The sequence below is a fragment of the Coriobacteriia bacterium genome, assembly GCA_041658765.1.
GTDB lineage: Bacteria > Actinomycetota > Coriobacteriia > Anaerosomatales > JBAZZO01 > JBAZZO01.
This window is the reverse complement of the sequence record JBAZZO010000002.1, coordinates 1-26,114: the sequence shown is the minus strand read 5'-3', so window position 1 is coordinate 26,114 and position 26,114 is coordinate 1. Positions and strand designations below refer to the sequence as shown.

General features: G+C 69.4%; 29 protein-coding genes. 6 read left to right on the top strand and 23 right to left on the bottom strand.

All coding sequences use genetic code 11. From position 1 onward, the window contains the following. Positions 1-19: 19 nt before the first annotated feature. Both WC971_01490 and coaBC read right to left on the bottom strand, forming a co-directional pair. Positions 20-373 carry a DUF190 domain-containing protein gene (locus tag WC971_01490; protein MFA5843486.1) on the bottom strand — a complete coding sequence of 118 codons (354 nt, stop codon included), beginning with the start codon at positions 371-373 and terminating at the stop codon, positions 20-22. 19 nt (positions 374-392) lie between these two features. Then, entirely contained in the window at positions 393-1,607 is a 1,215-nt protein-coding gene (gene coaBC / locus WC971_01485) for a bifunctional phosphopantothenoylcysteine decarboxylase/phosphopantothenate--cysteine ligase CoaBC (GenBank protein MFA5843485.1), read from the bottom strand. A 101-nt stretch (positions 1,608-1,708) separates the two neighbouring features. Here coaBC and WC971_01480 point away from each other — a divergent pair, with 101 nt between their 5' ends. From WC971_01480 to WC971_01470, 3 genes are read left to right on the top strand one after another with little or no spacing between them, the layout of a single operon-like run. Further along, the gene (locus WC971_01480) at positions 1,709-3,463 is read left to right on the top strand and encodes a 2-oxoacid:acceptor oxidoreductase subunit alpha (protein ID MFA5843484.1); all 1,755 of its coding nucleotides are present in this window, start codon (positions 1,709-1,711) and stop codon (positions 3,461-3,463) included. After that, the gene (locus tag WC971_01475) at positions 3,456-4,340 is read left to right on the top strand and encodes a 2-oxoacid:ferredoxin oxidoreductase subunit beta (protein MFA5843483.1); all 885 of its coding nucleotides are present in this window, start codon (positions 3,456-3,458) and stop codon (positions 4,338-4,340) included. Before WC971_01480 ends, WC971_01475 begins: the two co-directional genes overlap by 8 nt. 12 nt (positions 4,341-4,352) lie before the next feature. Next, positions 4,353-5,063: an SDR family NAD(P)-dependent oxidoreductase gene (locus WC971_01470; GenBank protein ID MFA5843482.1), complete on the top strand. Its 711-nt coding sequence runs from the start codon at positions 4,353-4,355 to the stop codon at positions 5,061-5,063. Positions 5,064-5,076: 13 nt separating this feature from the next. On the opposite strand, the gene WC971_01465 is transcribed toward WC971_01470, so the two are convergent. The 3 genes from WC971_01465 to WC971_01455 all read right to left on the bottom strand — a co-directional run bounded on the left by WC971_01465 (position 5,077) and on the right by WC971_01455 (position 7,844). Beyond that, the gene (locus WC971_01465) at positions 5,077-5,460 is read right to left on the bottom strand and encodes a hypothetical protein (GenBank protein ID MFA5843481.1); all 384 of its coding nucleotides are present in this window, start codon (positions 5,458-5,460) and stop codon (positions 5,077-5,079) included. Positions 5,461-5,516: 56 nt separating this feature from the next. Further along, entirely contained in the window at positions 5,517-6,734 is a 1,218-nt protein-coding gene (locus tag WC971_01460; protein ID MFA5843480.1) for a pyridoxal phosphate-dependent aminotransferase family protein, read from the bottom strand. A gap of 99 nt (positions 6,735-6,833) precedes the next feature. Further along, positions 6,834-7,844, bottom strand: coding sequence for a 4Fe-4S binding protein (locus tag WC971_01455; protein ID MFA5843479.1), 1,011 nt, complete (start codon positions 7,842-7,844; stop codon positions 6,834-6,836). Between the two features lie 122 nt (positions 7,845-7,966). On the opposite strand from WC971_01455, the gene WC971_01450 reads away from it, so the two are divergent. Together WC971_01450 and WC971_01445 are read left to right on the top strand one after the other, a co-directional pair. Continuing rightward, complete coding sequence (locus tag WC971_01450; protein MFA5843478.1) at positions 7,967-8,476, top strand: DJ-1/PfpI family protein; 510 nt, start codon at positions 7,967-7,969, stop codon at positions 8,474-8,476. 30 nt (positions 8,477-8,506) lie between these two features. Next, entirely contained in the window at positions 8,507-9,037 is a 531-nt protein-coding gene (locus WC971_01445) for a ferritin (protein ID MFA5843477.1), read from the top strand. A gap of 14 nt (positions 9,038-9,051) precedes the next feature. On the opposite strand, the gene WC971_01440 is transcribed toward WC971_01445, so the two are convergent. From WC971_01440 to pyrR, 18 genes are all read right to left on the bottom strand, one after another. Further along, positions 9,052-9,810 carry an ABC transporter permease subunit gene (locus tag WC971_01440; GenBank protein MFA5843476.1) on the bottom strand — a complete coding sequence of 253 codons (759 nt, stop codon included), beginning with the start codon at positions 9,808-9,810 and terminating at the stop codon, positions 9,052-9,054. Continuing rightward, a complete protein-coding gene (locus WC971_01435) occupies positions 9,807-10,736 on the bottom strand; it encodes an ABC transporter ATP-binding protein (GenBank protein ID MFA5843475.1) in 930 nt (309 codons plus the stop codon). Before WC971_01435 ends, WC971_01440 begins: the two co-directional genes overlap by 4 nt. Next, a complete protein-coding gene (locus WC971_01430; protein ID MFA5843474.1) occupies positions 10,733-11,044 on the bottom strand; it encodes a PLDc N-terminal domain-containing protein in 312 nt (103 codons plus the stop codon). The genes WC971_01435 and WC971_01430 overlap by 4 nt, the downstream gene beginning before the upstream one ends. After that, positions 11,032-12,132, bottom strand: a complete 1,101-nt coding sequence (locus WC971_01425) for a DUF3524 domain-containing protein (protein ID MFA5843473.1) — start codon at positions 12,130-12,132, stop codon at positions 11,032-11,034. Before WC971_01425 ends, WC971_01430 begins: the two co-directional genes overlap by 13 nt. Then, the gene (thiI, locus tag WC971_01420) at positions 12,129-13,322 is read right to left on the bottom strand and encodes a tRNA uracil 4-sulfurtransferase ThiI (protein MFA5843472.1); all 1,194 of its coding nucleotides are present in this window, start codon (positions 13,320-13,322) and stop codon (positions 12,129-12,131) included. Before thiI ends, WC971_01425 begins: the two co-directional genes overlap by 4 nt. A gap of 16 nt (positions 13,323-13,338) precedes the next feature. Beyond that, positions 13,339-13,587, bottom strand: coding sequence for a DNA-directed RNA polymerase subunit omega (rpoZ, locus tag WC971_01415; GenBank protein MFA5843471.1), 249 nt, complete (start codon positions 13,585-13,587; stop codon positions 13,339-13,341). 36 nt (positions 13,588-13,623) lie between these two features. Next, positions 13,624-14,175, bottom strand: coding sequence for a guanylate kinase (gene gmk, locus WC971_01410; GenBank protein MFA5843470.1), 552 nt, complete (start codon positions 14,173-14,175; stop codon positions 13,624-13,626). 18 nt (positions 14,176-14,193) lie between these two features. Then, positions 14,194-14,502, bottom strand: coding sequence for an integration host factor, actinobacterial type (mihF, locus tag WC971_01405; protein MFA5843469.1), 309 nt, complete (start codon positions 14,500-14,502; stop codon positions 14,194-14,196). A gap of 115 nt (positions 14,503-14,617) precedes the next feature. Beyond that, the gene (pyrE, locus tag WC971_01400) at positions 14,618-15,193 is read right to left on the bottom strand and encodes an orotate phosphoribosyltransferase (protein ID MFA5843468.1); all 576 of its coding nucleotides are present in this window, start codon (positions 15,191-15,193) and stop codon (positions 14,618-14,620) included. Between the two features lie 9 nt (positions 15,194-15,202). Beyond that, the gene (gene pyrF / locus WC971_01395; protein ID MFA5843467.1) at positions 15,203-15,919 is read right to left on the bottom strand and encodes an orotidine-5'-phosphate decarboxylase; all 717 of its coding nucleotides are present in this window, start codon (positions 15,917-15,919) and stop codon (positions 15,203-15,205) included. Beyond that, positions 15,916-16,851 (bottom strand): dihydroorotate dehydrogenase, encoded by a 936-nt coding sequence (locus WC971_01390; protein MFA5843466.1) that lies wholly within the window; start codon positions 16,849-16,851, stop codon positions 15,916-15,918. The genes pyrF and WC971_01390 overlap by 4 nt, the downstream gene beginning before the upstream one ends. Continuing rightward, positions 16,841-17,644 carry a dihydroorotate dehydrogenase electron transfer subunit gene (locus WC971_01385; protein MFA5843465.1) on the bottom strand — a complete coding sequence of 268 codons (804 nt, stop codon included), beginning with the start codon at positions 17,642-17,644 and terminating at the stop codon, positions 16,841-16,843. Before WC971_01385 ends, WC971_01390 begins: the two co-directional genes overlap by 11 nt. Beyond that, positions 17,641-20,865: a carbamoyl-phosphate synthase large subunit gene (carB, locus tag WC971_01380; protein MFA5843464.1), complete on the bottom strand. Its 3,225-nt coding sequence runs from the start codon at positions 20,863-20,865 to the stop codon at positions 17,641-17,643. Before carB ends, WC971_01385 begins: the two co-directional genes overlap by 4 nt. Before the next feature lie 21 nt (positions 20,866-20,886). Further along, positions 20,887-21,732, bottom strand: a complete 846-nt coding sequence (locus tag WC971_01375) for a universal stress protein (GenBank protein MFA5843463.1) — start codon at positions 21,730-21,732, stop codon at positions 20,887-20,889. 16 nt (positions 21,733-21,748) lie between these two features. Beyond that, positions 21,749-23,008, bottom strand: coding sequence for a glutamine-hydrolyzing carbamoyl-phosphate synthase small subunit (gene carA, locus WC971_01370; GenBank protein ID MFA5843462.1), 1,260 nt, complete (start codon positions 23,006-23,008; stop codon positions 21,749-21,751). Further along, the gene (locus WC971_01365) at positions 23,005-24,294 is read right to left on the bottom strand and encodes a dihydroorotase (protein MFA5843461.1); all 1,290 of its coding nucleotides are present in this window, start codon (positions 24,292-24,294) and stop codon (positions 23,005-23,007) included. Before WC971_01365 ends, carA begins: the two co-directional genes overlap by 4 nt. Continuing rightward, positions 24,278-25,213, bottom strand: a complete 936-nt coding sequence (locus WC971_01360) for an aspartate carbamoyltransferase catalytic subunit (protein ID MFA5843460.1) — start codon at positions 25,211-25,213, stop codon at positions 24,278-24,280. Before WC971_01360 ends, WC971_01365 begins: the two co-directional genes overlap by 17 nt. Continuing rightward, positions 25,213-25,788: a bifunctional pyr operon transcriptional regulator/uracil phosphoribosyltransferase PyrR gene (gene pyrR / locus WC971_01355; protein ID MFA5843459.1), complete on the bottom strand. Its 576-nt coding sequence runs from the start codon at positions 25,786-25,788 to the stop codon at positions 25,213-25,215. Before pyrR ends, WC971_01360 begins: the two co-directional genes overlap by 1 nt. A gap of 122 nt (positions 25,789-25,910) precedes the next feature. Between pyrR and WC971_01350 the strand changes: the two genes are divergently transcribed. Further along, on the top strand, positions 25,911-26,114 hold a 204-nt coding region (locus tag WC971_01350; protein ID MFA5843458.1), incomplete at its 3' end, for a hypothetical protein.

Genomic DNA, 26,114 nt, shown 5'->3' with positions numbered 1-26,114 from the left:
CACCCGACCACGCCCCGCCCTACTCGCCCTTGCGCTCCGTCACGCCGCCCCGGTACGCCACGACCTCGACATCCTCGAGCGTCACGAGCCCGTCTCCCACCATCGCGGCGAACATGGCGGCGAGCGCGGCGATGCGCGAGGCGCCGTCGACGACGGTCACGACGACCGGCTCGTCGGCGGACATCCGCAGCGCGTGGGCGCCGTGGATGCGGCTCGTCGCGCCGAATCCTTCGATCCCGCGCAGCACGGTCGCGCCGGCGCATCCCGCCGTGCGCGCCGAGTCGACGAGCGCGGTGTAGAGCGGCTTGCCGTCGTACGTCTCGCGCGCGCTGATGTACGCGGAGAGCTTCTTAGCCTTGCCTGTGATGTCCATACCGGGCCTCCCGGTTCTGTCAATCGTTCGTGCGCCGCGCCTCGAGCAGCGCGGCGAGGCGGTCGCAGAGCACGCCCGCGAGCGCGCGCTTGTGCATGCGCGGCAGCTCCTCGGCACCGTCTGCGGTCACGAGCACCACCTCGTTGTCGTCGGAGTCGAAACCCAGGCCGGAGCGCGACACGTCGTTGGCCACGATCAGGTCGAGCCGCTTGCGCCCTAGCTTGCCGCGCGCGTTGCCGAGCACGTCCTCGGTCTCGGCGGCGAAACCGACGAGCACGCGGCCGCCCTTGCGCGCGCCCAGCTCGGCGAGCACGTCCTGCGTGCTCTCGAGGCGCAGCGCCTCCGGCTCGCCGTCCTTCTTCATCTTTCCCGCTGCCGCCTCTACCGGACGGAAGTCGGCGACCGCGGCGCTCATCACGACCGCGTCGGCGTCGTCGAATGAGGCGAGCACCGCTTCACGCATCTGCGTGGCGGTCTCCACGCGCACGATGTCGCAGCCGAAGGGGTCCGGCAGCGCACTCGGCCCGCTCACGAGCGTCACCTTCGCCCCCCGGCGCGCGGCCTCCTCGGCGATGGCGTAGCCCGTCTTGCCCGAGGAGCGGTTGCCGATGAAGCGCACGGCATCGATCGGCTCGCGGGTGCCGCCCGCGGTGACCAGCACGCGCGCGCCCTCGAGGTCGCGGGAACGCGCGAGAACCACTTCCACCGCCTCGGCGATGACCGCGGGCTCCGCGAGACGCCCCTCGCCCACCGTCCCGCACGCGAGCTCGCCGCTCGGCGGCTCGACGATCACCGCCCCGCGTGCGCGCAGCGTCGCCACGGCGGCCTGAGTGCTCTCCTTGCGCCACATGTGCGTGTTCATCGCCGGGGCGATCACCAGCGTCGCCTCGGTGGCGAGCACGGTCGTGGTGAGAAGGTCGTCGGCGCGCCCCTGCGCGAGCTTCGCGAGCACGTTCGCCGTGCACGGCGCGATGACCAGCGCGTCAGCCTCCTCGGCGAGCGAGACATGGCGGACCGGCGCGTCCGAGTCCTCCCACATACCCACAGCGACCGGGTTGCCCGTGAGGGTGCGCAGCGTGAGCGGACCGACGAAGTGCGTCGCGGCCTCGGTCATGACCGCCTTCACGCGATGGCCGCGCTTGACGAGCAGGCGCGCGAGCTCGCACGCCTTGTAGGCGCCGATGCCGCCGGTCACCCCGAGGACGACCGTCCTCTCGTCCAACGCTTCGCTCACCGCGTCCTCGCCGTCCTTCCGGCCGTCTTGGAACAAGCATCGTACCACCACGGCGGTTCGGGAATGAACCGTTGGACGGTCGACACACGAGGAGGCTTGGTTTGGACGACCTGGCGCGCGCGCACGGCGAGGAGGTCCGCATCACGATGGGCGGCGCGGCCGGCCTCGGCATCAAGGCCGCCGGGCAGACGCTCGCGCGCTCCTTCTCACGCTCGGGACTGCACGTCTTCGACCTCACCGAGTACCCGTCGCTCATCAAGGGCGGCCACAACGTCTACCGGCTGCGGGTGGCCGCTCACGAGCTGTACAGCCACGTCGAGCCGACCGACATCCTCGTCGCCCTCGACCGCGTCACCGTCGAGATCCACGCGCCCGACCTCGTACAAGGCGCGGCGATCGTCTACGACCCGGCCGACGTCGACGTCACCGGCCTAGTCGACGCGTCGCGCGTGTGCGTGGCGCCCGTGCCGCTCTCCGAGATCGTCAAGACCGCCGGCGGCCCGAAGATCATGCGCAACGTCGCCGCTCTGGGCGCCGTCCTCGGCCTCATGCACTTCCCGCTCGACCCGCTGCTCGATTCGCTTCGCGCGCAGTTCGCGGCCAAGGCGCCCGAGATCGCGGAGCAGAACGTCGCCGTCGCCACGGCCGGATACGAGCACGGCTCCAACGCCGAGTGCGCCTTCCCCTTCCGGCTCGAGCCGGTCCCCGGGGCGTCGGCGCGCCTGCTCGTCGACGGCAACGAGGCGATCGGGCTCGGCGCGCTCGCCGCGGGTGTGGGCTTCTACGCCGCCTACCCGATGACACCCGCCTCGTCGCTGCTGCACTTCATGGCGGCGCACGACCGCGAGCACGGTGTGGTCGTCAAGCACACCGAGGACGAGATCGCCGCGATGAACATGGTCGTAGGCGCGGCGTTCGGCGGCGCGCGCGCGATGTGCGCCTCCGCCGGCGGAGGTTTCGCGCTGATGGTGGAGGCGCTCGGGCTCGCCGGCGTGAGCGAGTCGGCCGTCGTCGTCGGCGTCTTCACCCGGCCCGGCCCGGCGACGGGCCTCCCCACCTGGACGGAACAGAGCGACCTGCGCTTCGTCATCCACGCGGCTCAGGGCGAGTTCCCCCGCGTGGTGCTCGCGCCCGGCGACCGCGCCCAGGCGTTCGAGCTGACGTGGAAGGCGTTCGATCTCGCCGACGCGCTGCAGACGCCCGTGATCCTGCTCGGCGACACGTACCTCTCGGACAACCGGCAGACCGTCGAGCCGTTCGACCTCGGCGCCGTCACCGTCGACCGCGGCGACATGGTCGCCGAGGGTGAGGTCGAGGGTTACCTGCGCTACCGCGTGACCGACACCGGCGTCTCCACCCGCGCCCTGCCCGGCGTCGCGGGCGCGACGCAGGTCGTGAACTCCTACGAGCACGACGAGTACGGCTTCGCCGCGGAGAGCGCCGAGAACCGCCTCGCCCAGAACGGCAAGCGCATGCGCAAGCTCGAGCTCGCCCGCGGCCTCGTACCGCCCCCACGCATCTTCGGTCCCGAGAAGGCGGACGTGTCGCTGCTCGCCTTCGGCTCGACGATCGGGCCTTGCCGCGAGGCGATGCGCTGGCTCGCCGAGGACGGCCTCAGCGTGAACCTCATGCAGACGCTCACGGTCTGGCCCTTCCCCGCCGACGAAGTCGGCGCCTTCCTGCGCGGCGCGAAGCGCTCGCTCGTCGTCGAGGGGAACCTCACGGGGCAGCTCGAGGGGCTCGTGCGCCAAGAGTGCCTGCTGGCGCCGGACGACTCGCTCCGACGCTTCGACGGACGCCCCTTCTCGCCCGAGCAGATCTACGCGAAGGTCAGGGAGGTGGCCGACCGTGCCTAGCGCGAAGGACTTCGAGACGAGCGTCACCCCGACCTGGTGCCCCGGGTGCGGAAACTTCGGCATGTGGCAAGCGCTGCGCGGCGCCTACGAGGAGCTGGGCTGGGACCTGAGCGGGTTCGCGGTCGTGTGGGGCATAGGTTGTCATGGCAACGGCGCCGATTTCACGCGATGCCAGGGCTTCCACGCTCTGCACGGCCGCGCGCTTCCCGTCGCGACAGGCCTCGTGCTCACGCGCCCCGACCTGAAGGTCGTCGTGGAGATGGGAGACGGCGACTGCTACGGGATCGGAGGCAACCACCTCCTCCACTCGTGCCGCCGCAACATCGCCATGACCGCCATCGTCCACGACAACCAGGTCTACGGCCTCACCACCGGCCAGGCCTCCCCCACCACGGAGCACCTCGTGCGCACGCCCTCCACGCCGACGGGCGTGCTCGAGCAGCCGGTCAACGCCGTCGGCCTCGCCGTCGCCGAGGGCGCGACGTTCGTCGCGCGCGGCTTCGCGGGAGACGTGCCCCACCTGCAAGCGCTGCTCGTCGCGGCCCTCTCGCACAAGGGCTTCGCGCTCGTCGACGTCCTCCAACCGTGCGTCACTTGGAACAAGCTCAACACCTTCGGCTGGTTCCGCGAGCGGGTCTACAAGCTCGACGAGTCCGGACACGACGCGAGCGACCGCGCCAAGGCGCTCGAGCTCTCCCTCACCGCGTTCCACGAGATGACGTGCACGCCCGAGGAGTGCCGCGTCCCCATCGGCGTCTTCTACCGGGTCGAGGGCGTGGAGACATACCAGGACGGCCTCACGCACGTCGACCGCCCATCGTGGCGGTACGCGATCGGCCCGCGCGACGTCGCGGCAACCATGTCCACGCTCACATAGGAAGGATCCGAGATGACCCTCAAGGGCAAGCGGGTGCTCGTCACCGGCGGGACGGGCGCGCTGGGACAGGCGATCGCGCTCGACCTGCTCGATCGCGGCGCATGGGTGGCGGTGACGTACCGCGACCGCGCGGAGGCCGACGCGCTGCTCGAGCGCTGCGCGAACGCGCCGTGCGACATCCACGCGCTGCCGTGCGACCTCACCGATCCCGTCTCGGTCGACTCGGCGGCCCAAGCGGTGCTCGCCGGAGGCGCACTCGACGGGCTCGTCCTCGCCGCGGGCACGTGGGACGGCGGCCACCCGGTGTGGGAGGCCCCCGCCGACGAGGCGGAGCGCCTCATGCGCACGAACTTCCTCACCGCCGTTCACCCCATCCGCGCGTTCGTCCCCGGGATGGTCGAAGCGGGCGGCGGCGCGGTCGTCTCCGTGGGCTCGAGGATCGCGCTGCGCAACCGCAAGGGCTCCGTGCTGGCGGCCGCGTCGAAGGCGGCCCTTGTCGCGCTGACCGAGGGTCTCGCGGAGGACCTCAAGGGCACCGGGGTCTCCGCGTTCTGCGTGCTCCCGTCGACGATCGACACGCCGGCCAACCGCGCGGCGTTCCCGAACGCGGACCCGAAACGATGGGTGGCGCCACAGCGCATCGCCGCGATCATCGCGTGGCTGCTCGACGCCGAGGCGTCCGTGGCCAGCGGAGCGGTCGTCCCGGTCTACGGCGACGCCTGAAGCCGCACAGGCCCTACTTCAGGAGAGCGAAGACGCGGTTGCGCAGGATGCGCGTGATGTCGGGGCGCTCCAGCTTGGTGAACTTCATGCCGAGCGCCTTGATGATCGCCCGGTTCGTGATCACGAAGTGCTCCGTACCCTCGGCGAGGCGCAGAAGGTACTCGAGATCCCCATCCTTCATCGGGCGCTCGTACGCCTTGAACACCATCGCGTCCTGACCGTTCTCGTCCCTGCGGGAGATCGTCTCACCGGTGACCTCGACGAGACACGAGACGGGTCGGATGCCCTGGAAGCGCTGGGCGATGATGAGGAATATGCGCCCCGAGGCGACCTTGAAGCCGCAATCGGCTTCCCAGTCCGCACCGTGGTAGACCACGAATTTCACATCGCTGCTCATCGTCTTACCATACCGCTCGACCTAGGGATTTACAAAGGGTCGGGCGACGGGCGGCCTCAGACGAGACCGAGCGTCTTCCCCGCCTCTGCGAACGCGTCGAGGGCCTGATCGATGTCCTCGTCGGTATGGGTGGCCATGAGGCAGGTGCGCAAGCGGTCGGTGCCGCGCGGCACCGCGGGATGAACGATCGGACAGACGAAGACCCCGCGATCGAAGAGCATGCGCGTGAGGTCCATCGTCTTCGCCTCGTCCCCCACCATGACCGGCACGACGCACGTCGACGAGGCCATGGTGTCCCAACCCTGGGCCTTGAGACCGTCCGCGTACTTCGCGGCCTGTTCGTGGAGGCGCGTGACCCGCTCGGGCTCGTCCTCGATCACGTCGAACGCCGCTAGGGCGGCCGCCGTCGAAGCGGGAGGCAGCGCCGCGGAGAAGATGAACGGGCGCGACATGTGGCGCTGGTAATCGACGATGTCGTGCGCCGCAGCCAGATAGCCGCCGACCGAGGGGATCGACTTGCTCAGCGTCCCCATCTTCAGGTCGATGCAGCCCTCCATGCCGAAATGCTCCTCGATGCCATGACCCGTCGCGCCCAACGCACCTATCGAGTGCGCTTCGTCGACCATGAGGCGCGCGCCGTAGCGCCGGCACAGCTTCAGCGTCCGCGGCAGGTCCATGATGTCGCCGTCCATGGAGAAGACCGCGTCGGCGATGACGAGGACGGTCCCGTAGCGCCCCTCCGACTCGGCCAGAACGCGCTCGAGGTGGGCCATGTCGTTGTGGCGATACGTCTTCCACTTGGCGCCCGAGAGCAGACATCCGTCGACGATCGACGCGTGATCGAGCTTGTCCATGACGACGAGGTCGCCGGGGCCGACGAGCCCGGTGATGATCGCGATGTTCGTGACGTAGCCGGACGAGTAGACGCATGCGTCCTCGCGGCCGGTGAATGCGGCGATCCTGGCTTCGAGACGTTCGTGGAGGTCCGTCGTGCCCGTCAGCAGACGCACGCCGCCCGCGCCGGAACCGTACGTGTCCACGGCCTCCTTCGCGGCGGCCTCGATGCGCGGGTGGCCGATGAGACCGAGGTAGGAATAGGAGGCCAGCATGACCATCTCGCGTCCCTGGGCCTGCACGCGATGGTTAGTGCGCCCGGTGATGGTCTGCAGGTAGAAGTAGCGGTCCGCGTCCTGCAAAGCGCTGCGGCGCGCGACGAATTCCTCGACCTTCCCGCTCATGGCGTCCTGAAGGACGGGGCGTTCGACGGTCTCCACTTGACTTCCCCCTCGACGTGTCGCGGGCCGGCACCCGCCTTGTACACACTCTTGTGTACAAGGATACCAGAGCCGCGGACATCCGGGGACGGGCTTGCGTCAGATGCCGAGCGCGCGCACGGCGGCGACGAACGCCTCCTCGGTGATGCCGGCGCGCCAATGCCCCGTAGCGAGCGCGACGATGTATACCAGCAGCCACGTCCCGACCACACCGACCGGCCAGACCCACCACGGGAACCGCAAGCTGCCGAACGCGCGCGCCGTGAGCGCTCCGGGCGCGGGGCAGTCGAGCACGCAGTCGAGGCAACCGTCGCACTCGGGCGCGCGCACCGAACGGAGGCGATCGACCGGGACCGCCGCGTGACAGACCGCCGCGCACCTCCCGCAGTCGATGCACGGCCCCGGGTCTCTCACGACGGTGCACAGCGACGCGACGCCGCACGCGCCGTAGAGCCCACCGAGCGGGCACAGATATCGGCACCAGGCGTTCCCGAGAAGGAACGAGCCCACGCCGACGACCGCGCCGACGGCGAGATACACCGGCTTGATGCGGACGAGCAGCGACAGGATCTTGATGTCGGCCACCGCGTAGTACGGGATCGTCTGGAACTCCAGGGCGACCGCGACGGGGAGGAAGGCGAGCCACCCGACGAACATGGCGGTGCTGACGTAGCGCAGCCCGCGAAGCGCGAGATCGACGACGCGCGGCAGGCGCAGGCTGCGCCCGAGCGCCTTGCGTCCCGCCCAGCCGAAAGCCTGCCACACGCTCCCCACGGGACAGATCCATCCGCAGAAGCCCCGCTTGAAGAGGAACGACAGAAGCAGCGCCCCGATGATGATCACCATCCCCGCGGGCACGACCGGGTCGAAGGTACCCGACTTGATCCACGCGAAGAAGCTCATGTACGCGCCGAGCGGTATGAGCCCCGCGACGGCCTCGGGACGCGCGACGTGCGCGCCCTCCCCCACGGTCCACAGGTAGAACATCCAGAGGCGCGCACACAGGTAGACGAAGAACGCCAGGAAGACGACGCGCACGACCGAACGCGGCCTGACGTATCGCGTCCAGTTCCTCCGGAGGACGGGACGCGCGTGAGCGTCTTCGGGCATGGATCCTCCGGCACGGGGACGGACGGGGCACGGCGGACAGTATGACAGCCCCGGGTCGGCGGCGACAACCTCGCGGGGGTATATAGTCGTCGGGCGGCCGACGGCCGCCGGGAGGAGGAGCCGTGCCGACAGCGCTCTTGGTCATCGCACCCGAGGGTTTCCGGGACGAGGAGTACGCGCACCCGAAGGAGGTCCTCGAGCGGCGCGGCGTGACCGTCGTGACGGCGAGCGTCGCTCCCGGCCCGTGCCGGGGCAAGCTCGGCATGACAGCGCGTGCCGACGTGGCCCTCTCGGAGGCCGACACGGAGGACTACGACGCGGTGGCCTTCGTCGGAGGACCGGGCGCCTCGATCTTCTTCGACGACGAGGCGGCCCAGCGGTTCGCCGCGGCGATGGACACCGCGGGAAAGGTCGTCGCGGCCATCTGCATCGCGCCGTCGACGCTGGCGCGCGCGGGGCTGCTCGCAGAGCGCGCGGCCACGGCCTTCCCCGACCGCGCCGACGATCTGATCGCCCACGGTGCCCGCTTCACGGGCGCCGACGTCGAGATCGACGGACACATCGTCACGGCGAACGGCCCGGCCGCCGCTCGCTCCTTCGGCGACGCGATCGCCGACCTGCTCGAACCGTGACAGAAGCCGACGAGAGGAACGAGAGACCACATGAGGATATACCGCTGCCGCATCTGTGGAGAGACGTACCTCGGCTATGAGCCGACCTCCAACTGCCCGTTCTGCGGGGCTCACCGGGAGTTCCTGATAGACCCGAGCGTGTACTCTCCGAACGTCAACGACGTCGTGCTGACCGAGAGCGAGCGCGCCGACCTAGAAGCCGCCGTGGAGCTCGAGCGCTCGAACACCCGCTTCTACCTGGGTATGGCGCAACACCACGACAACGAGACGCTCGCGTCGGCGTACAAGAGGCTCTCCACGATCGAGGCCGAGCACTGCTCGCTGTTCTGCAAGCTCCTCAAGGTGCCGAAGCCGGACGACCTGCGCGACCCGGGCGAGACGACCGGCTCCTGGGAGGGTGACATCGAAGAGTCGATGCGCCGCGAGACGGCCGCCTCGGCGCTCTACGCCGAATTCATGGGACGCGCCACGGCCCCGCGCCTACGGGAGGTCTTCGGCGCCGTGAGCGACGTCGAGGCGGACCACATCGCGCTCGACGGCCTCGCCAAGACGTACATCTGACGAGCCGCCGCGCTCTACAGCTCCTGACGCCGGAAGACGGCGACCGCCAGCGCGACGCACGCCGCGCCGAGCAGGAGCGCGGTCGCGACCGGCCACAGCAGCGCGGGGTCTTTCCCGGCGACGATCTCGGACGGCGCGACGACGAGCCCCGCCGGGCTGCGGCGCAACGTCGGCCCCCACGCGGTGAGCACGGACAGCACGAGGAAGACCCCTAGCCCGAGACCGGCCGCTCCCGCCTGCGAGTCCACCACCGTCGAGATCAGCGTCATGACACCGAGGAGCATCAGGCCGAAGGCGAGCCACACCGCGGTGGCTCGGACGAGGTCGCCGGGCGGCGCCGTGCCGAAGACACCGAGCGTCACTCCCCACGTGATGGCGGCGCCGGCGCAGACCGTCCCGACGAGGAGGACCCCTTGCGACACGACCTTCGCGAGGACGAATCCCGCGCGCGAGACCGGTTTCGTGAGCACGAGCGCGACCGTCCCCGCCCTCTTCTCCGATGAGATGAGACCGCCGAAGATGACGACGGCCGCGATCGCCACGATCTGGCCGAGGTTCTTCGTCCACTGCGCGTAGGCGTCGTGCCACGTCGGGTCGGGCATCGTGATGGTGAGCCCGGGCGTCGACATGGACGCGATCAGCTGCGGCGTCAGTTTCGCCAGCACCGGCCCGCTCAGCGCGAAGAAGAGCACCATCCCCGGCAGCACCCAGATGCGCCAGGTCCGCGCGATCTCGACGAACTCCTTGCGGAGGAACGCGGTGAACCCTCTCATCGCGACCTCTCCCCCACCAGGTCGACGAAGACCTCTTCGAGAGAGACCTCACCGCTCTCGAGGCTCACGATGCCCACGCCCGCCGCGGCGAGCACCGCCGGCAGACCGCGCTGCGCCGCTTCGAGGTCGGTGACCGTGAGATGCAGCGACCCCGAGGCGTCCACCTCGACGCTCGACGCCCAAGCCTGCGCGCGCAGGTCCGCGACGACGCGCTCCACATCGCCGTCGACCTCGAGCGTGATGTGCCGCTGGCCGTGGCGCGCCCGCAACTCGTCCATCGGCGCGCACGCGACGACCCGACCGCGGTCGAGCACGGCCACCGTGTCGCAGACGCGCTCCACATCGGCGAGGATGTGCGTCGAGAAGAACACCGTCGTCCGACCGCGCAGCGCAGCCACCATCTCGAGGACCTCCTTGCGCCCGATGGGATCGAGCGCGCTGGTGGGCTCGTCGAGCATGAGCAACCGCGGAGCGTTGATCAGCGCCTGCGCTATACCGAGGCGTTGCTTCATGCCGCGCGAGAATCCTCCGACGCGCGTGGAGACGTCCGCGAGGCCCGCGAGGTCGAGCAGCGAGCCGACACGGTCGTCGAGCGTCTTGCCGCGCAGACCGAAGAGCGAGCCCGCGAAGCGGAGGAACTCCTCGGCGCTCATCCACTCGTAGAAGCCGGGCACGTCCGGCAGGAAGCCGATCTCCGCCCTGGACTCGTTGCCCGCCCGCGCCACGTCACGCCCGAACACCCGCACCCTGCCCGAAGTCGCACGCGCGAGTCCGGTAAGGATGCGCAGGGTGGTGGTCTTGCCCGCGCCATTGGGGCCGAGGAAACCGAAGACCGAGCCCTGCTCGACTCGAAGGTCCACCCTGTCCAGCGCCCGGAACCCTTTGAACGTCTTGACGAGGCCGGTGCACTCGACGGCGGCCGTCATCGCTTCTCCGCGGGACCGTAGAGCAGGTCCGCCGCGGCTGCGGCGCGATCGCCGGCGGGCAGGTTCCGCTCCCCTTCCACAGCCGGAGCAGGACGGCGCGCGATGGCCAGGTAGATCACGGCGCCGACGATCTCGCCGAGCACCACGACGGTCGCCCACAGCCATCTCGAACCGTTCAGACGGTCAGCCGGGCGTCTTGCGAGGTCGACGAGCACGACGACCTGCAGCGTCAGCTGCACCACGACGAGCGCGGCGACCGCCCAAGCGATACCGACGGAGACGTTCATCAGCTCCGCTAGCTGCTCCAATGCCTTCCCCTCTCCATCACCCGCTCGAAGACCGCACGGTAGCGCGGAACGAGACGGTCGAACGTGTACTCCTCGGCGACGGCCCGCGCCTCGCCCGGCGCCGGTCTCTCGCGCACGAGCTCGCGCAGTCGCGTCACGAGCGCCCCATCGTCCGCGTAGCGCATATCCGCAGGATACACCTCGGGATACGCAAGACGCTCGGGCACGAGAGGACGACAGCCGGCGTAGGCGGCCTCGATCATCGCGAGGCCGAAGAACTCGTTGCGCGCCGTGGAGACCGCCACGTCGCACGAGGCCAGAAGCCGCGCGTACGCGTCGGCGCCGTCCGGACGCCCGAGCATGACCAGCCGGTCGCCGAGGATCCCTCGCGCCTCGTCGAAGACCGCCGGACGGTCCGCGAACTCCTGCCCGGCGACGGCGACCTCGAAGTCGAGCCCCTCCGCCGCGAGCGCGCCGACGGCACGGAAGAAAGCGTCCGGGTCCTTGTCGTGCTCCCAGCGGTGCGGCCAGACGATCCGCACGCGCTCTCCGCGCTCCACGGGCGCCGCGTCGAACGGGGCGGGATCGAAGGGCGGGGCCAGGACCTCGGACTTCTCCGCTATGCGCTCGGCGACGCGCGAGGGGACGTGGTCGGGGAAGGACCGCAGGAACCCCGGAGTCTCGGCCAGGAACCCCTCGAGATTCCATCTCGAGTTGAAGAGGCACGCATCGGCCGCGAGCGCCGAAGTCAGGTTCGTGAGCGGGAACTGGAAGTCCCACTCGGCGTCGTGGCGCGTCGGATACGTCAGCTGGTTCTCGTGGAAGTAGACGACGGCGGGAACTCCCGCCACCGCTTCGCCCGCGAGCCCCTTGAACTCCGCCAGGTTCACGAACGTCGAGGCGAGGACGAGGTCCCAGCGCGCTCCCTCCCCATGCAGGCGGCGTGCTTCGTCCGCCATCGTGATCGCGGAGCCGCGCATGCGCCACTTCCACTTGCGCGCGGGCAATGTGAGCAGATCGCTCTCCCAGGGAAGGCGCGCGAGCAGGCCTTCGAGGACGGCGCGATGGGAGCCGCCGAAGTACGGCTCGAGCACGAGCAGGCGCGTCACCTCGCGCTCCCTCGCATCGCCGCGCAACGGTACGTCCGCGTCGTGCGCGAACCCATCGCGTCCGCGACCATGCGCGACACATCGAGCCCTCGCTCGGCCTCGTCGAGCTCGGCGATCGTCGCGTGCGTGGCAGGCCTGCGCGGCATGAACAGCGTGCAGCAGTCGGTGTGAGGCTCGATCGACATGTCGTACGTGCCGATAGTCCGCGCCCGCGTGATGATCTCGTTCTTGTCCATGCCGATCAGCGGACGCAGGACGGCGATGGTCGCCGCCGCGTCGACGGCGGCGATGTTCTCGAGCGTCTGCGAGGCCACCTGCCCGAGGCTCTCGCCGGTCACCAGCGCCAACGCGCCCACCTCGCGCGCGACCTCCTCGGCGATGCGCAGCATGAGCCTGCGGTAGAGCAGGACGCGGAGATCGGGCGGCGCGAACAGCGATATCTCCTTCTGGAGGTCTCCGAAGCGCACCACCTGCAGAGCGGCGAGACCACCGTAGAGTCCGAGCCGCTCGCAGAGGTCGCCGGCGATGCGCGCGGAGTGGCCGTCCGTGTGGGGCTCGCCCGAGAGATGGAGCGCGGTCACGACGGCTCCGCGCTTGATGGCGCGCCAGGCCGCCACCGGCGAGTCGATCCCCGCCGACAGCAGCGCGACGACATGGCCGGAGACGCCCGTGGGCAGTCCGCCCACCCCTTCGACGCGCCGGGAGAAGACGTACGCCTCGCCCTGGACGACCTCGACGCGCACGATCGCGTCCGGGCGCGAGAGGTCGACGCGACGACCGGTCTTCTCGACGAGGTACGCGCCGACCTCGACGTTCATCTCGGTGCCGGAGAGTCCTTGGGCCGTCGCGGAACGGCGAGCCTCCACCTTGAAGCTGCCGTCCGCGGCCTCGCCGAGGGCGATCAGCGCAGCGCGGCCTATTTCGCCGACATCGCGGCTGGTCACGTAGGCGTCGCCGACGCTGGTGACACCCGGCTGCCGCGCGACCCGCTCGAGGGCCTGGGCACGCTCGGAGCCCCCGGCGTCGCCGGCGGGAACGAGAACGCGGCTGGCGATGCGGATCGGCTCGGGCAACGGGAGGTCTTCAAGGGCGAAGCGGATGTTCTCCAACAACCGACGCTCGAAGACGGCGCGGTTGCGCCCCTTCAGACCGATCTCGTGGTAGTGGACGAGCAGGGCGCGCTCGAACATCGGCGCGTCTCCGCTCCTACTTGATGCTTTCCTTGACGCGCTCGTACGAGACGTCGCCGTCGGCGATCTCCTCGAGCGCGAGCGTCAGCGGCTTCGTCGACGTGATGGAGACGAGCTGCGGCGCCTGCATGGTGAGCAGCGCCTGGTCGCGGACGCCGTGGATCATGTCGTTGATCTGGCGCGCGCGCTTCGCCGAGACGGTACACAGCGTGTACTTCGAGTCGACCTTCTCGAGCAGCAGGTCTATGTCAGGCTTGATGACCATGTGAGGTGTCGGTCCTTCCTTGCACGTGTCGCGCCGTCACGGCGATACGACTATCTCCTCAAGCCGGCGCAGAGCCTGAAGGACATCGTCATTCATTACCACATAGTCGTACGTACCCACAAGCGACAGCTCGCGCTCGGCGGTCTCGAGACGCGTCGCCACCTGGTCTTCCGTCTCGGCTCCCCGTTGCCGGATCCTTCTCGCCAGTTCCTCGCGGGAAGGAGCGACGATGAAGACCGTCACCGCCTCGGGCATCCGCTCACTGACCTGGAACGCGCCCTGCGGATCGATCTCGAGGATCACCGTCTTGCCGAGCGCGAGTTCGCCCTCGACGGCGGAGCGCAGGGTCCCGTACCGGTTCCCGTGGACCTCGGCCCACTCGAGGAAGTCCCCCGATCCCACGCGCGCGTCGAACTCGCCCGGTGCGAGGAAGCGGTAGTCGACCCCGTCGACCTCGCCGGGCCGGGGTGTGCGCGTGGTCGCGGAGACCGAGAGGGAAAGCTCAGGGACCCTGGCAAGCAACTTCTTGACCAGGGTCCCTTTACCCGCACCTGACGGTCCCGAGATGATGAAGAGCTTCCCTCTCATGGACCGTGCTTCCGACCGTCAGCCGAGCCGCTTCATGAGCTCCTCGCGCTGGCGCGCGCCGAGGCCCTGAACGCGACGGCTCACGGAGATCTCGAGTTCGTCCATGACCTTCGCGGCCTTCGCCTTGCCGAACCCGGGAAGGCTCTCGAGCAGCGTGGTCACCTTCATGCGTGCGACGATCGGATCGTCCGCCTTCTTCATGACCTCGGCGAACGAGACCTTGCCGGCCTTGATCTTGCCGCGCAACTCGGCCCTCTTCTGACGGGCCTCAGCCGCCTTCTTGAGTGCGGCCTTGCGATCTGCTTCTGACAGGTTCGGCAGAGCCATCTGTTCCTCCTCGTCTCTCCGGGCGGAGTCATCCTCCCCCACCGTGCGCGCCCGGAGGCGTCGCACCCCTCACCAGCAGCCTGATACTACCCCTGACCTGTAGGAATGCCAACCCCTACAAAGAAAGTCTCCGACTCCCCGGCGAGTCGAGGCCCTCGCCGGCCGCGCACAGGCCACAGGATCCCGGTTCCCAAGACTCGACCTCGAGGGCAAGTAGAGCCTCCAGAGGCACGTCGAACGCCTTCGCTCCGCCGCGGTCGACGAGCGCCGCCACGGCGACCGGGACCGCACCCGCATCTCGCACGAGTCCCACCACCTCGGCGACGGATCCTCCCGTCGTGACCACGTCTTCCACGACGAGCACTCGAGCACCGGAAGGCACGTGGAACGACCTGCGGAAGGTCATGCACCCTTCCTGCCGTTCGCTGAAGATGAACTTCACCCCCAGGGCTTGCGCGACGGCGAAACCGATGATGATGCCGCCGATCGCGGGAGACGCGACGAGGTCTATGTCCTTGTCCATCACACGGCCCGCGATGGCGCGCGCGAACCGGGTCGTGAGCCCTGGATCCTCCAGGACGCGCGCGCATTGCAGATATGTGTCGGAGTGTCGACCCGATGTGAGCCTGAAATGCCCGCGCAGGACGGCGCCCGCGGACCTGAACGCATCCAACACCTCGTCTTGGGTCATCTCCTCCACTCAAGCCTCCTCGGCGACGAGCCGCTCGAAGGCGGCTGCTGGATCGGCGGCCCCGGTGACGGGCCGGCCGACGACGACGTGCGAAGCGCCCCACGCGAACGCCTCCGCAGGCGAGGCGACCCGCGCCTGGTCACCGTGGTCGGACCAGGCGGGGCGCACGCCCGGCGTCACTACGAGCGCGTTCGGGCCGAGCAGCTCCCGGACGGCCGACGCCTCCAGGGGAGAGCACACCACGCCGTCGGCGCCGGACTCGATGGCGACGGTCGCCAGGCGCTCCACCTGCTCCTTCGGAGAGGCGGCCACCCCCAGCGCACGCAGCGCATCGGTATCGATGCTCGTGAGCACGGTGACGGCGAGCACCGCGGGGTACGCGAGTCCCACCTCTTCCGCCGACGCCCGCGCGGCGTCGACTGCGGCGGAGACCACGGCGCGGCCCCCGGAAGCGTGCACCGTGAGCATCCCGGCGCCGAGGCGAGCGAGCACCGCGGCGGCTCCCGCCACCTGGTGCGGGATGTCGTGGAGCTTCAGGTCTACGAAGACCTCGAATCCAAGGTCGCGCAGTTCGCCCACGACTCCGGGGCCCTCGGCGTAGTACAGCGTCATGCCGACCTTGACCCAACGCGCATGCCCGTGCAGCGTGCGGGCGAGTGCGAGCGCCTGGGTCGCGTCGGCCGTGTCGAGAGCGACGATGACGTTGTCGCGCGGGACCGGGCTCACGTCCGCACCGCCCCGACGAGGTCCGCGACGCGGGAGACCCCGCGACGCCGGCAGTAGTCGCGCACACCATCGACGACGCGCAGCGCCGTGGTCGGGTCGACGAACGTCGCGGTGCCCACCGCCACGGCGCTCGCACCGGCCAGCAGGAACTCCACGGCATCCTCCGGTTCGGATATGCCGCCCATACCGATGACCGGGACGTCCAACGCGTTCGCGACCTGCCAGACCATACGCAGCGCCACGGGCTTGACGGCAGGACCGGAGAGACCGCCGACGACGCGCGCGAGCCGGGGGCGACAGGTCTCGATGTCGATCGCCATGCCCAGAAGCGTGTTGATCAGGCTCACGGCATCGGCTCCGGCGTCCACGACCGCCCGGGCGATCTCGACGGGATCGGTGACGTTCGGACTCAGCTTGACGATGACCGGCTTGCCGGTCGCGGCGCGCACCGCGTGGGTGACCTCCGCAGCGCTCGTCGGGTCTGTGCCGAAAGCCATCCCGCCGCGGTCGACGTTCGGGCACGAGATGTTGACCTCGATGGCGGCGACCGCATCTTCCCCGTCGAGCCTGGCAGCGACCGCGGCGTACTCCTCGGGCGTGTGACCGACGACGTTCACGATGACCGGCACGTCCTGCCCGGCGAGCCATGTGAGGTCGCGCGCGACGAACGTCTCCACTCCGGGATTCTCGAGACCGATGCTGTTGAGCATCCCCGAAGCGGTCTCCGCGATCCTGGGTCCCGGGTTGCCGGGCCAGGGATCGAGGCTCACTCCCTTCGTCACGACTGCGCCGAGCCGACGAAGGTCGACCAGCGGCGCATACTCGCGACCCGCGGCGAACGTTCCGGAGGCGGTCATCACCGGATTGCGCAACACGAGTCCCGCGATGTCGACTCGAAGGTCGACGGCTTCGCCGGCGGACTCACGCTTCATCCCAGACCACCTCACTAGCATCGAAGACCGGACCGTCGCAGCAAGCGCACGCGCTTCCGTTCTTCGTCGTCACGACACAAGACAGACAGGCTCCGACCCCACACGCCATCAGTCTCTCGAGCGACACCTGGCAAGTCACGCCCGCCTCGGCGGCCAGCGCCGCGACCTTCGCCGACATCGCCGACGGACCGCACGCATACACCACGCTCGGGGAGTCCTCCTCGAGAAGGGCCGGGACCAGGTCGGTGACCCGGCCGGCGTGGCCGCGCGAACCGTCATCGGTCGCGAAGGCGACCCTGCGCGCCAAGCGCTCGAACGTGCCGCTGGCCACGAGGCGCTCGCTCGTCGGCGCCCCCTGCGCGACGCTGGTCGCCACGCCGCGCGCGGCGAGGTCCTCGACCAGCATCCCCAGGGGAGCAGCGCCGAGGCCGCCGGCGACCACGAGAGCGTGTGCCGTGCCCTCGGGGACGACGAATCCCGTGCCCAGCGGCCCGATGACGTCCATCAATTCCCCGCGGCGCTTCTCGGCGAGCGCGAGGGTACCCTTCCCTACGACCTGGTAGAGCAACTCGATGCGTTCGCCTTCGACCCGATGCACGGAGAACGGCCGCCGCAGGATGAAATCGGCGCCTCTTGCGATGCGCAGGTGTACGAACTGCCCGGGAAGCGCCGTGGCGGCGACTCTCGGCGCGTGCAGCGCGACGAGACCGACGCCGGCCGCGACCCGGTCGTTGCCTACGACCTCGACGATCTCGATGACCGCGTTCGCCGTCTCGCGCGCCGGGCGCGTCATCCCGCGACCTCCCCCGCCTCGAAGTCCTGGAGCGCGACGACGTCGAGCCTTCCTTCCTTGATCGCCTCGATGGCCTGGACGACAGCCTGGGCGGCGGACATCGTCGTGATGTTGCTCACGCCGTGACGGATCGCCGCGGCGCGGATCTGGTAGCCGTCGGAGCGCGTCTCCTGTCCGAAAGGCGTGTTCACGACGATGTCGACCTCGCCGTTCGTGATCGCGTCGACGATGTTCGGACGCCCTTCGTGGACCTTATGGATCTCCGTGACCGGCACGCCCGCCGCCTTGAGCGTGCGGGCCGTGCCTTTCGTCGAGAGGATACGGAAGCCGAGCAGGTTCAGATGGCGGGCGACGGAGACGATCGCGCGCTTGTCGCGGTCGCAGACGGAGACGAACGCCGTCCCCGAGGAGGGTAGTGAGTATTCGATGGCGAGCTGCGATTTGGCGTATGCGGCCGGGAAGTCTCCCGCGACCCCCATGACCTCTCCGGTGGACTTCATCTCCGGACCGAGGACGGAGTCGGCGCCGGGGAAGCGCCCGAACGGCATCACGGCTTCCTTCACGCAGAAGCGGCCCAGCTCTCGCACGGACGCGGGCAGCCCGAGGTCGGCGAGACGGCGTCCCGCCATGACGCGCGCGGCGACCTTCGCCAAGGGCACGCCCGTGGCCTTGCTCACGAAGGGGACCGTGCGACTGGCGCGAGGGTTCACCTCGAGCACGTAGACCGACTCGTCCTTCACGGCGAACTGCACGTTCATGAGACCGACGACCCCGATCTCGAGCGCGAGACTGCGAGTGTGCTCCTCGATGAGATCGACCGTGTCCTCGCCGAGCGAGAAAGGCGGGATGCAGCACGCGGAGTCTCCGGAGTGGATGCCGGCCTCCTCGATGTGCTCCATCACCCCGCCGATGTAGACGTCGGTGCCGTCGCAGACCGCGTCGACGTCGACCTCGATGGCGCCCTCGAGGAACTTGTCGAGCAGGACGGGGTGGTCGGGGCTCACGCTCGCAGCCTGGGCCATGTACCGCTCGAGGTAGTCCTCGCTGTACGCGATCACCATGCCGCGTCCTCCGAGCACGTAGCTCGGCCTGACGAGCAGCGGGAACCCGATCCGCCGCGCTACCTCGACCGCCTCCTCGTGCGTGTTGGCGGTCCCCGCCGACGGGTAGGCGATGTCGAGGCGGTCGAGGACCTCGGAGAAACGCCGCCGGTCCTCCGCGAGGTCGATCGCCTCAGGTTTCGTCCCGAGGATGGGGACTCCCGCGGCTTCGAGCCGCCTCGCGAGCTTCAGCGGCGTCTGGCCGCCGAACGTGACGAGCACGCCGGCGGGACGCTCCGCTTCGACGATGTCCATGACATCCTCGAAAGTGAGCGGCTCGAAGTAGAGCCGGTCCGAAGTGTCGTAGTCCGTCGAGACCGTCTCCGGGTTGCAGTTGACCATGATGGTCTCGAAGCCCTCCTCGGCGAGGGCGTAGGCGGCATGCACGCAACAGTAGTCGAACTCGATCCCCTGCCCGATGCGGTTCGGTCCCGCACCCAGGATCATCGCCTTCGGGCGCTCGGACGGCGCGACCTCGTCCTCCTCCTCGTACGTCTTGTAGTAGTACGGGGTCGACGCGGCGAACTCCGCGGCGCAGGTGTCGACGGACTTGAATGTAGGCCTCACCCCGAGGTCGAGCCTTCTCGAGCGCACGTCGTCCTCGTCCGCGCCCACGAGGTGCGCCACCTGCGGGTCCGAGAGACCGGCCTGCTTCGCCTCGCGCAGGTCCTCGGCGTCGAGGTCGCTCAGCGCGCGTCCCTGGAGCGAGCGCTCCACTCGCACCGTCCGCGCGATCTGGTCGATGAACCACGGATCGATGTGCGTGAGGTCGTGCAGCTCCTGCGTGCCGCGGCCGCGGCGAAGAGCCTCCGCCAGGTAGAAGAGCCTGCGATCGTCGGGCTCGGCGAGTATCCGGTCGAAGTGGGTCTCGTCGAAGACGTCCTTCCCGTCGAGGCCGAGGCCCTGGCGCCCGTTCTCGAGCGAGCGCATCGCCTTGCCCAGCGCCTCGCGGAACGTGCGGCCGATCGCCATGACCTCCCCGACCGACTTCATCCTCGTCGTGAGACGGGGATCCGTGCCCGGGAACTTCTCGAAGGCCCACCGCGGCACCTTGACGACCGTGTAGTCGATCGAGGGCTCGAAGCACGCGGGCGTCTCACGGGTGATGTCGTTCGGGATCTCGTCGAGCGTGTACCCCACCGCGAGCTTCGCCGCGAACTTCGCGATCGGGAAGCCCGTCGCCTTGCTCGCCAGCGCCGACGAGCGGCTCACACGAGGGTTCATCTCGATGACGACCATCCTGCCCGTCTCGGGCTCGACGGCGAACTGCACGTTGCTGCCGCCCGTCTCGACGCCGATCTCCCGCATGATCGCGAACGACGCGTCACGCATGGCCTGGAACTCGCGGTCCGTGAGTGTCTGCGCGGGCGCGACCGTGATGGAATCGCCTGTGTGGATGCCCATCGCGTCGACGTTCTCGATGGAGCACACGATCACGCAGTTGTCGTTGCGATCGCGCATGACCTCCATCTCGTACTCTTTCCATCCGAGCACGCTCTGCTCGATCAGGACCTCGCCGATGGGCGAGAGGGAGATCCCGGCGGCGGTCGTCTCGCGCAGCTCCTCGATGTTGTACGCGATGCCCCCGCCAGCGCCGCCCATCGTGAACGACGGGCGGACGACGACGGGGAACCCGAGTCCGGTGGCGATACCCTCGGCGTCGTGCACGGAATACGCGTAGCCCCCGCGCGGCACATCGAGACCGATGCGGGCCATCGCCTCCGCGAACAGTCTCCGGTCCTCACCCTTCTTGATGACCTCCAGCTTCGCTCCGATGAGCTCGACCCCGTAGCGCTCGAGGACGCCGGACTCCGCGAGAGCGACGGCGCAGTTCAGGCCCGTCTGGCCCCCGAGGGTCGGCAGGAGCGCGTCCGGCCGCTCGCGCGCGATCACCTTCTCGACGAACTCGGGAGTGACCGGCTCGACGTAGGTGCGGTCCGCGAACTCCGGGTCCGTCATGATCGTAGCGGGGTTGCTGTTGACGAGCACGACCTCGTAACCGTCCTCGCGAAGGACTTTGCACGCCTGGGCGCCGGAGTAGTCGAACTCGCAGGCCTGCCCGATCACGATCGGACCGCTCCCGATGAGCAGGATCCTCTTTATGTCGTCACGCCGCGGCATGGTACCCCTTCGCGTCTTCCGTCACGGCACGATCATCACCGGGCAGCTCGCCTGGCGCAGCAGCGTCATCGAGACGCTCCCGAGAAGGGGCTCGGCGAGGATAGCGCGCCCGCGCGTGCCGACCGCGACACCCGTCACCCGCCGCTCGTTCATCTCGGCGAGGATCGCGCGGGCGGGCTCTCCGCAACGGATGGCCACCGTCGCGGCCATGCCCTTCTCCGCCGCCATCGCGGCGAGGTTGCGCAGGTGGAACTCCGCACCGTCCTCGGCCTTCCGCAGCTTCTCGCCCGTGAGACCGGAATCGATCACGTGCAGCAGGTGGAGGCTGCCCACCGACTTCGCCGGAAGGCCGGTAACCGTCGAGAATGCCCGAGAGGCGGTCGCCGAGAAGTCGGTCGGCACGAGCAGCTTCGACCCGAATCGCCGCACCGGTTCAGCGGGGTCTTCCTCTTGACGCAGGAGCGCGAACCGGACGACGAGTCCCGGGATCGTGCCGTCTCTCAACATCCGCTCGGGGACGGACCCGGCGACGAGCTGGTCGACGACCGTCTTCCCATGGCTGCCACAGAGGATCCCGTCCGCGTGGAGCTCGGACGCCAGGACGAGAAGCTCGTGGAACTCATCGCCCGCAGGCACGCGGACCTCGACGTCGAGACCGCACGCCCGCAGCCGCTCAGCGTCCTTGCGCAGGCCCTCGCGCACCGAGTCGACCTTCTTGGCGATCGCGGGACCTTCCATGCCGGAAGCCTCGACCACGTGGACGAGGACGACCCGGCGTACGCCGAGACCCGTCAGGCCCGCCGCCGCCGAGATCACGAGCGCGGAATCGTCCGTGAAGTCGACCGGAACGAGCATCGTCGTGAGCATCCTGTCCCCCTCCGACCTATGCCGTGGCGTCGCAGCCGGGCGTCTCGGACATGAGGCGCATGAACGAGTCGAACAGATAGCGCGCATCGTGAGGACCGGGTGCGGCCTCGGGATGGTACTGCACCGAGGACGCGGCTACCTCGAGCAGACTCAGGCCCTCGACGGTCATGTCGTTCAGGTTCACGTGGGTCAGCCGAACGGGTCCGAAGGATGACGAGCGAACGACCGGGGCGACTCGCGCGCGCACCCACGCGCCGAGGTCGCCGACGTCGAGCGTGAGCCCGCCCGACAGCTCCGGGTCGAGCTGCCCGATGGATCCGAAGTCGACGCAGAATCCGTGGTTCTGGCTGGTGATCTCCACCCGGCCCGTTAGCAGGTTCATGACCGGCTGGTTCCCTCCCCTGTGCCCGTACTTGAGCTTGAAGGTCCGAGCGCCGACCGCGAGCGCGAGCATCTGGTGCCCGAGACAGATCCCGAAGACCGGCCGCTTCCCCAGCAACTCGCGAAGACTCCCGTAGAGATAGTCGACGGCCGCGGGGTCACCGGGGCCGTTCGTGAGGAAGACGCCGTCGGGCTCGAGGGCGAGCACGTCGCTCGCGCTCGTAGTCGGCGGGACGACCGTCACGCGGCATCCCGCTTCGGCCAGTCTCCGCAGGATGTTGAACTTCACTCCCGAATCGTATGCCACGACGTGCGACTGCGGCCTCGCCGGAAGCACTCCCGTGTCGACCGGCACCTCCCCCGCGGGCGGCATCGGCGCGCCCCACTCGTAGGAGGCGGTCGTGGCGACCTCGGCGACGAGGTCCCGCCCGACGAGCCCGGGCGAGGCCTTGGCCATCGCGACGAGGCTCGCTTCGTCGAGGTCGAGCGTCGACAGCACCGCTCGCATCGCGCCCGCCTCGCGGATGTGCCGCGTGAGCCGACGGGTGTCGACGCCTTCGATCGCGGGCACGCCGTGCTCGACAAGGAAGTCGCGCAACGTCCCCTCGCTGCGCCAGTTCGAGGCGACCTCGGAGAGCTCGCGCACCACGAACCCGGCGGCGAAGACGCCCCGGGACTCCATGTCCGCCCCGTTCACGCCGTAGTTGCCGATATGCGGAGAGGTCATCGTGACGATCTGCCCCGCGTACGAAGGATCGGTGAAGACCTCCTGGTAGCCGGCCATCGAGGTGTTGAAGACGACCTCCCCGGCGGCCTCGACGTCGGCGCCGCACGACCATCCGCGGAAGACCGTCCCGTCCTCGAGGGCGAGCATCGCGCGGCGCCGGGCGCTCACGCCGGGACCTTGCCGTTGCGCAGGGCGAACCGCCCCGAGACGAGCACCTCGCTCGCCTTGCCCAGCAGCTTCGCCCCGAGGAACGCGGAGTTGCGCGAACGCGAGACGAACCACTCGGGGGTGACCTCGATACGCGCCTCGGGATCGACGACCGTGATGTCGGCCTCCATGCCCGCCTCGAGACGCATCTCGGGAAGCCCGAGCGCCCGTCGCGGTCCGTGGCACAGCCATCGCGCAACATCGGCCCAGTCCGCGAGGCCCGGCGCGACCAGATGCGTCACCACCAGCGACAGCGCCGTCTCCAGCCCGGTCGTGCCGAAAGGCGCCAGCTCGAACTCGCGCTCCTTCTCGTGGGCCGCGTGCGGCGCATGGTCGGTCGCGATGCAATCGATCGTCCCGTCGAGCAACGCCGTGACCAGCGCCTCGCGATCGGCGGGCGGGCGCAGCGGCGGGTTCATCTTCAGGTCCGTGTCGTAGCCGGAAAGCGCGGTCGTGTCGAGGAAGAGGTGGTGGGGCGTGACCTCGCAAGTGACGTCGACACCGCGCTCGCGGGCCTCCCTCACGAGGCGCACGGACCCTGCCGTCGAGAGATGCGCCAGGTGCAGGCGACAGCCCGTGAGCTCAGCCAGCGCGAGGTCGCGCGCGACGACCGTCTCCTCGGCGACAGCGGGCCAACCCGGAAGGCCGAGCCTCGTCGATGTCTCGCCCTCGTCGACGACGCCTCGTCCGACGAGCGTGACGTCCTCGCAGTGAGAGACCACGGGACGGGAGAACCGCTTCACGTAGTCCATGACGAGTCGCATCATGCCGGCGTCGCTCACGCTGTGCCCGTCGTCCGAGAACGCGACGGCTCCTTCGGCCACCATGTCGCCGATCTCCGCGAGCGCCTCACCACGCTGACCGGTCGTCATCGCCCCGATCGGGTAGACGCGCACGACACCGCGCTCGGCCGCGCGTTCGACGACGAACCGCACGACCGACCCGGTGTCGCAGACGGGATCGGTGTTGGGCATCGCGCACACGGCCGTGAAACCTCCGCGAGCAGCTGCATGCGTCCCGCTCTCGATCGTCTCCTCGTCCTCGCGCCCGGGTTCGCGCAGGTGTGTGTGGGCGTCGACGAGACCGGGAAGGACGACCTTCTCGGCGCAGTCGATGGTCTCCCCCTTCGGGATCGACAGCCCCTCTCCTACCTCGACGATGCGTCCGTCTCTCACGATGACGTCGAGTATGCCGTCGATCCCGGACCCGGGGTCGACGACGCGTCCACCCTTAAGCAGCAGCGCCACCGTCGGCTCCTCCCAGCAGCAGGTACATGACGGCCATCCTGACGGCCACGCCCGAGTTGACCTGTCCGAGCACGATCGAGCGCGGCGAGTCGGCGACGTCGGCGGAGATCTCGACCCCGCGGTTCATCGGGCCTGGATGCATGACGACCGCCGACGCCTTCGCCTTCGTGAGGCGAGCGCCGTCCATGCCGTAGAGCCGCGCGTACTCGCGCAGACTAGGGAAGGGCATTCCCTCCGCGCGCTCCATCTGGACCCTCAGGAGGTAGACGACGTCGAGACCGGGAAGGGTCGCGTCGAGGTCGTGTGAGACCTCGGCCCCGAGCACGTCCGGCCGAGCCGGCAGAAGCGTCGGCGGCGCGATGACGACCGGCTCGGCGCCGACCGCACGCAGAGCCGGTACGAGGCTTCCCGCGACACGGCTGTGCGCGATGTCGCCCACGATGCCGACCCGCAGGCCCTCGAGCCTGCCGAGCGTCCGCCGGATCGTGAAGAGATCGAGCAGCGCCTGCGTCGGGTGCTCGTGCATCCCGTCGCCCCCGTTGACGACGGCGCAGTCCATCGTCTTCGCGAGCATGTCGGGCGCCCCGGCGTACTTGTGGCGCACGACGATGAGGTCGCACGCCATCGCCGAGAGCGTCCTGGCCGTGTCGCTCAGCGACTCGCCCTTGACGGTGGCCGAAGCCGAGCCGCTCATGTTCACCGCATCCGCCGAGAGCCTCTTCGCAGCGATCTCGAACGACGTGCGGGTGCGCGTCGAGGGCTCGAGGAAGAGGTTGATGACCGTGCGGCCGCGTAGCGTCGGCAGCTTCTTGATGCGGCGTTCGTTCACCTCGACGAAGGACTCGGCCGTGTCCAGGACGAGTTGGATATCGTCAGGCGTCAGGTCTCGGATGCTGATCAGGTGGCGAGAGGAGAGCATCAGGACCTCTCCCCCTCGTCCTCGGCGAGGATCTCGACGCCGTCGTGGCCGTCCGTCTCCTCGATGCTCACGCGCACGCGCTCCCGACGGGCGGTCGGGACGTTCTTCCCGACGTAGTCGGCCCTGATGGGCAACTCGCGATGGCCGCGGTCGGCGAGTACGGCGAGCTGGACGGTGCGCGGACGACCGTAGTCCATGATGGCGTCCATCGCCGCACGTATCGTCCTGCCGGTGTAGAGGACATCGTCGACGAGGACGACGTCGCGCCCCTCCACCGGGAACGGGATGTCCGTGCGGTGCACCTCGGGATTGAGGCGCGTGGCAAGGTCGTCGCGGTAGAACGAGATGTCGAGACTGCCGACCGGGACCTGCGCGCCCTCGATGGCGCTGATGCGCTCGGCGAGGCGCGCCGCGACGTGCGCACCACGGGTGAGGATGCCCACGAGCGCGACGTTGTCCGCGCCCTTGTTCGCCTCGAGTATCTCGTGCGCGATGCGGGTGAGCGCCCGGTCGATGGCGACATCATCCATGACCTGGGCCTTGGTTCGATACGTCACGCGCCGTCCTCCCCTCATGGCGCCGAGACCGGCGCCCACGAAAACGCCTTCCTGCGGGAGTACCGGCAAGAAGGCATCGGGGCGGTCGCGCGGGCTGCGTGGCGGACGTGCGCCGGGGTGCGTCGCGCTATATGCTCTTGGTGCGCCTTGCCGGCCTCACGGGACCGGTGTTAAAGGTCGGGTCGACGATACCAGCCGCCGCTCACCCGCACAAGAGCCCGCGTTGCCTCAGAAAGAATGTACTCGAAACCGATTCGATGCCTCAGAAGAAAAGGTACTCGAACCGGCCCACGCCGGATCGACCGGCGAAGGGCCACGAGGATGCCGCTTTCGATGCCAGAGAA

Bases quoted from the DNA above. Each gene is read 5' to 3' on its own strand.
- WC971_01455 (MFA5843479.1), bottom strand. From the start codon at position 7,844: ATGCCCGAAGACGCTCACGCGCGTCCCGTCCTCCGGAGGAACTGGACG.
- WC971_01435 (MFA5843475.1), bottom strand. From the start codon at position 10,736: ATGACGGCCGCCGTCGAGTGCACCGGCCTCGTCAAGACGTTCAAAGGG.
- thiI (MFA5843472.1), bottom strand. From the start codon at position 13,322: ATGTTCGAGCGCGCCCTGCTCGTCCACTACCACGAGATCGGTCTGAAG.
- WC971_01445 (MFA5843477.1), top strand. From the start codon at position 8,507: ATGAGGATATACCGCTGCCGCATCTGTGGAGAGACGTACCTCGGCTAT.
- WC971_01375 (MFA5843463.1), bottom strand. From the start codon at position 21,732: ATGCTCACGACGATGCTCGTTCCGGTCGACTTCACGGACGATTCCGCG.
- mihF (MFA5843469.1), bottom strand. From the start codon at position 14,502: ATGGCTCTGCCGAACCTGTCAGAAGCAGATCGCAAGGCCGCACTCAAG.
- pyrE (MFA5843468.1), bottom strand. From the start codon at position 15,193: ATGACCCAAGACGAGGTGTTGGATGCGTTCAGGTCCGCGGGCGCCGTC.
- WC971_01490 (MFA5843486.1), bottom strand. From the start codon at position 373: ATGGACATCACAGGCAAGGCTAAGAAGCTCTCCGCGTACATCAGCGCG.
- WC971_01470 (MFA5843482.1), top strand. From the start codon at position 4,353: ATGACCCTCAAGGGCAAGCGGGTGCTCGTCACCGGCGGGACGGGCGCG.
- WC971_01390 (MFA5843466.1), bottom strand. From the start codon at position 16,851: ATGAAGCGTGAGTCCGCCGGCGAAGCCGTCGACCTTCGAGTCGACATC.
- carB (MFA5843464.1), bottom strand. From the start codon at position 20,865: ATGCCGCGGCGTGACGACATAAAGAGGATCCTGCTCATCGGGAGCGGT.
- rpoZ (MFA5843471.1), bottom strand. From the start codon at position 13,587: ATGGTCATCAAGCCTGACATAGACCTGCTGCTCGAGAAGGTCGACTCG.
- gmk (MFA5843470.1), bottom strand. From the start codon at position 14,175: ATGAGAGGGAAGCTCTTCATCATCTCGGGACCGTCAGGTGCGGGTAAA.
- WC971_01360 (MFA5843460.1), bottom strand. From the start codon at position 25,213: ATGCTCTCCTCTCGCCACCTGATCAGCATCCGAGACCTGACGCCTGAC.
- WC971_01440 (MFA5843476.1), bottom strand. From the start codon at position 9,810: ATGAGAGGGTTCACCGCGTTCCTCCGCAAGGAGTTCGTCGAGATCGCG.
- WC971_01465 (MFA5843481.1), bottom strand. From the start codon at position 5,460: ATGAGCAGCGATGTGAAATTCGTGGTCTACCACGGTGCGGACTGGGAA.
- WC971_01385 (MFA5843465.1), bottom strand. From the start codon at position 17,644: ATGACGCGCCCGGCGCGCGAGACGGCGAACGCGGTCATCGAGATCGTC.
- pyrR (MFA5843459.1), bottom strand. From the start codon at position 25,788: ATGAGGGGAGGACGGCGCGTGACGTATCGAACCAAGGCCCAGGTCATG.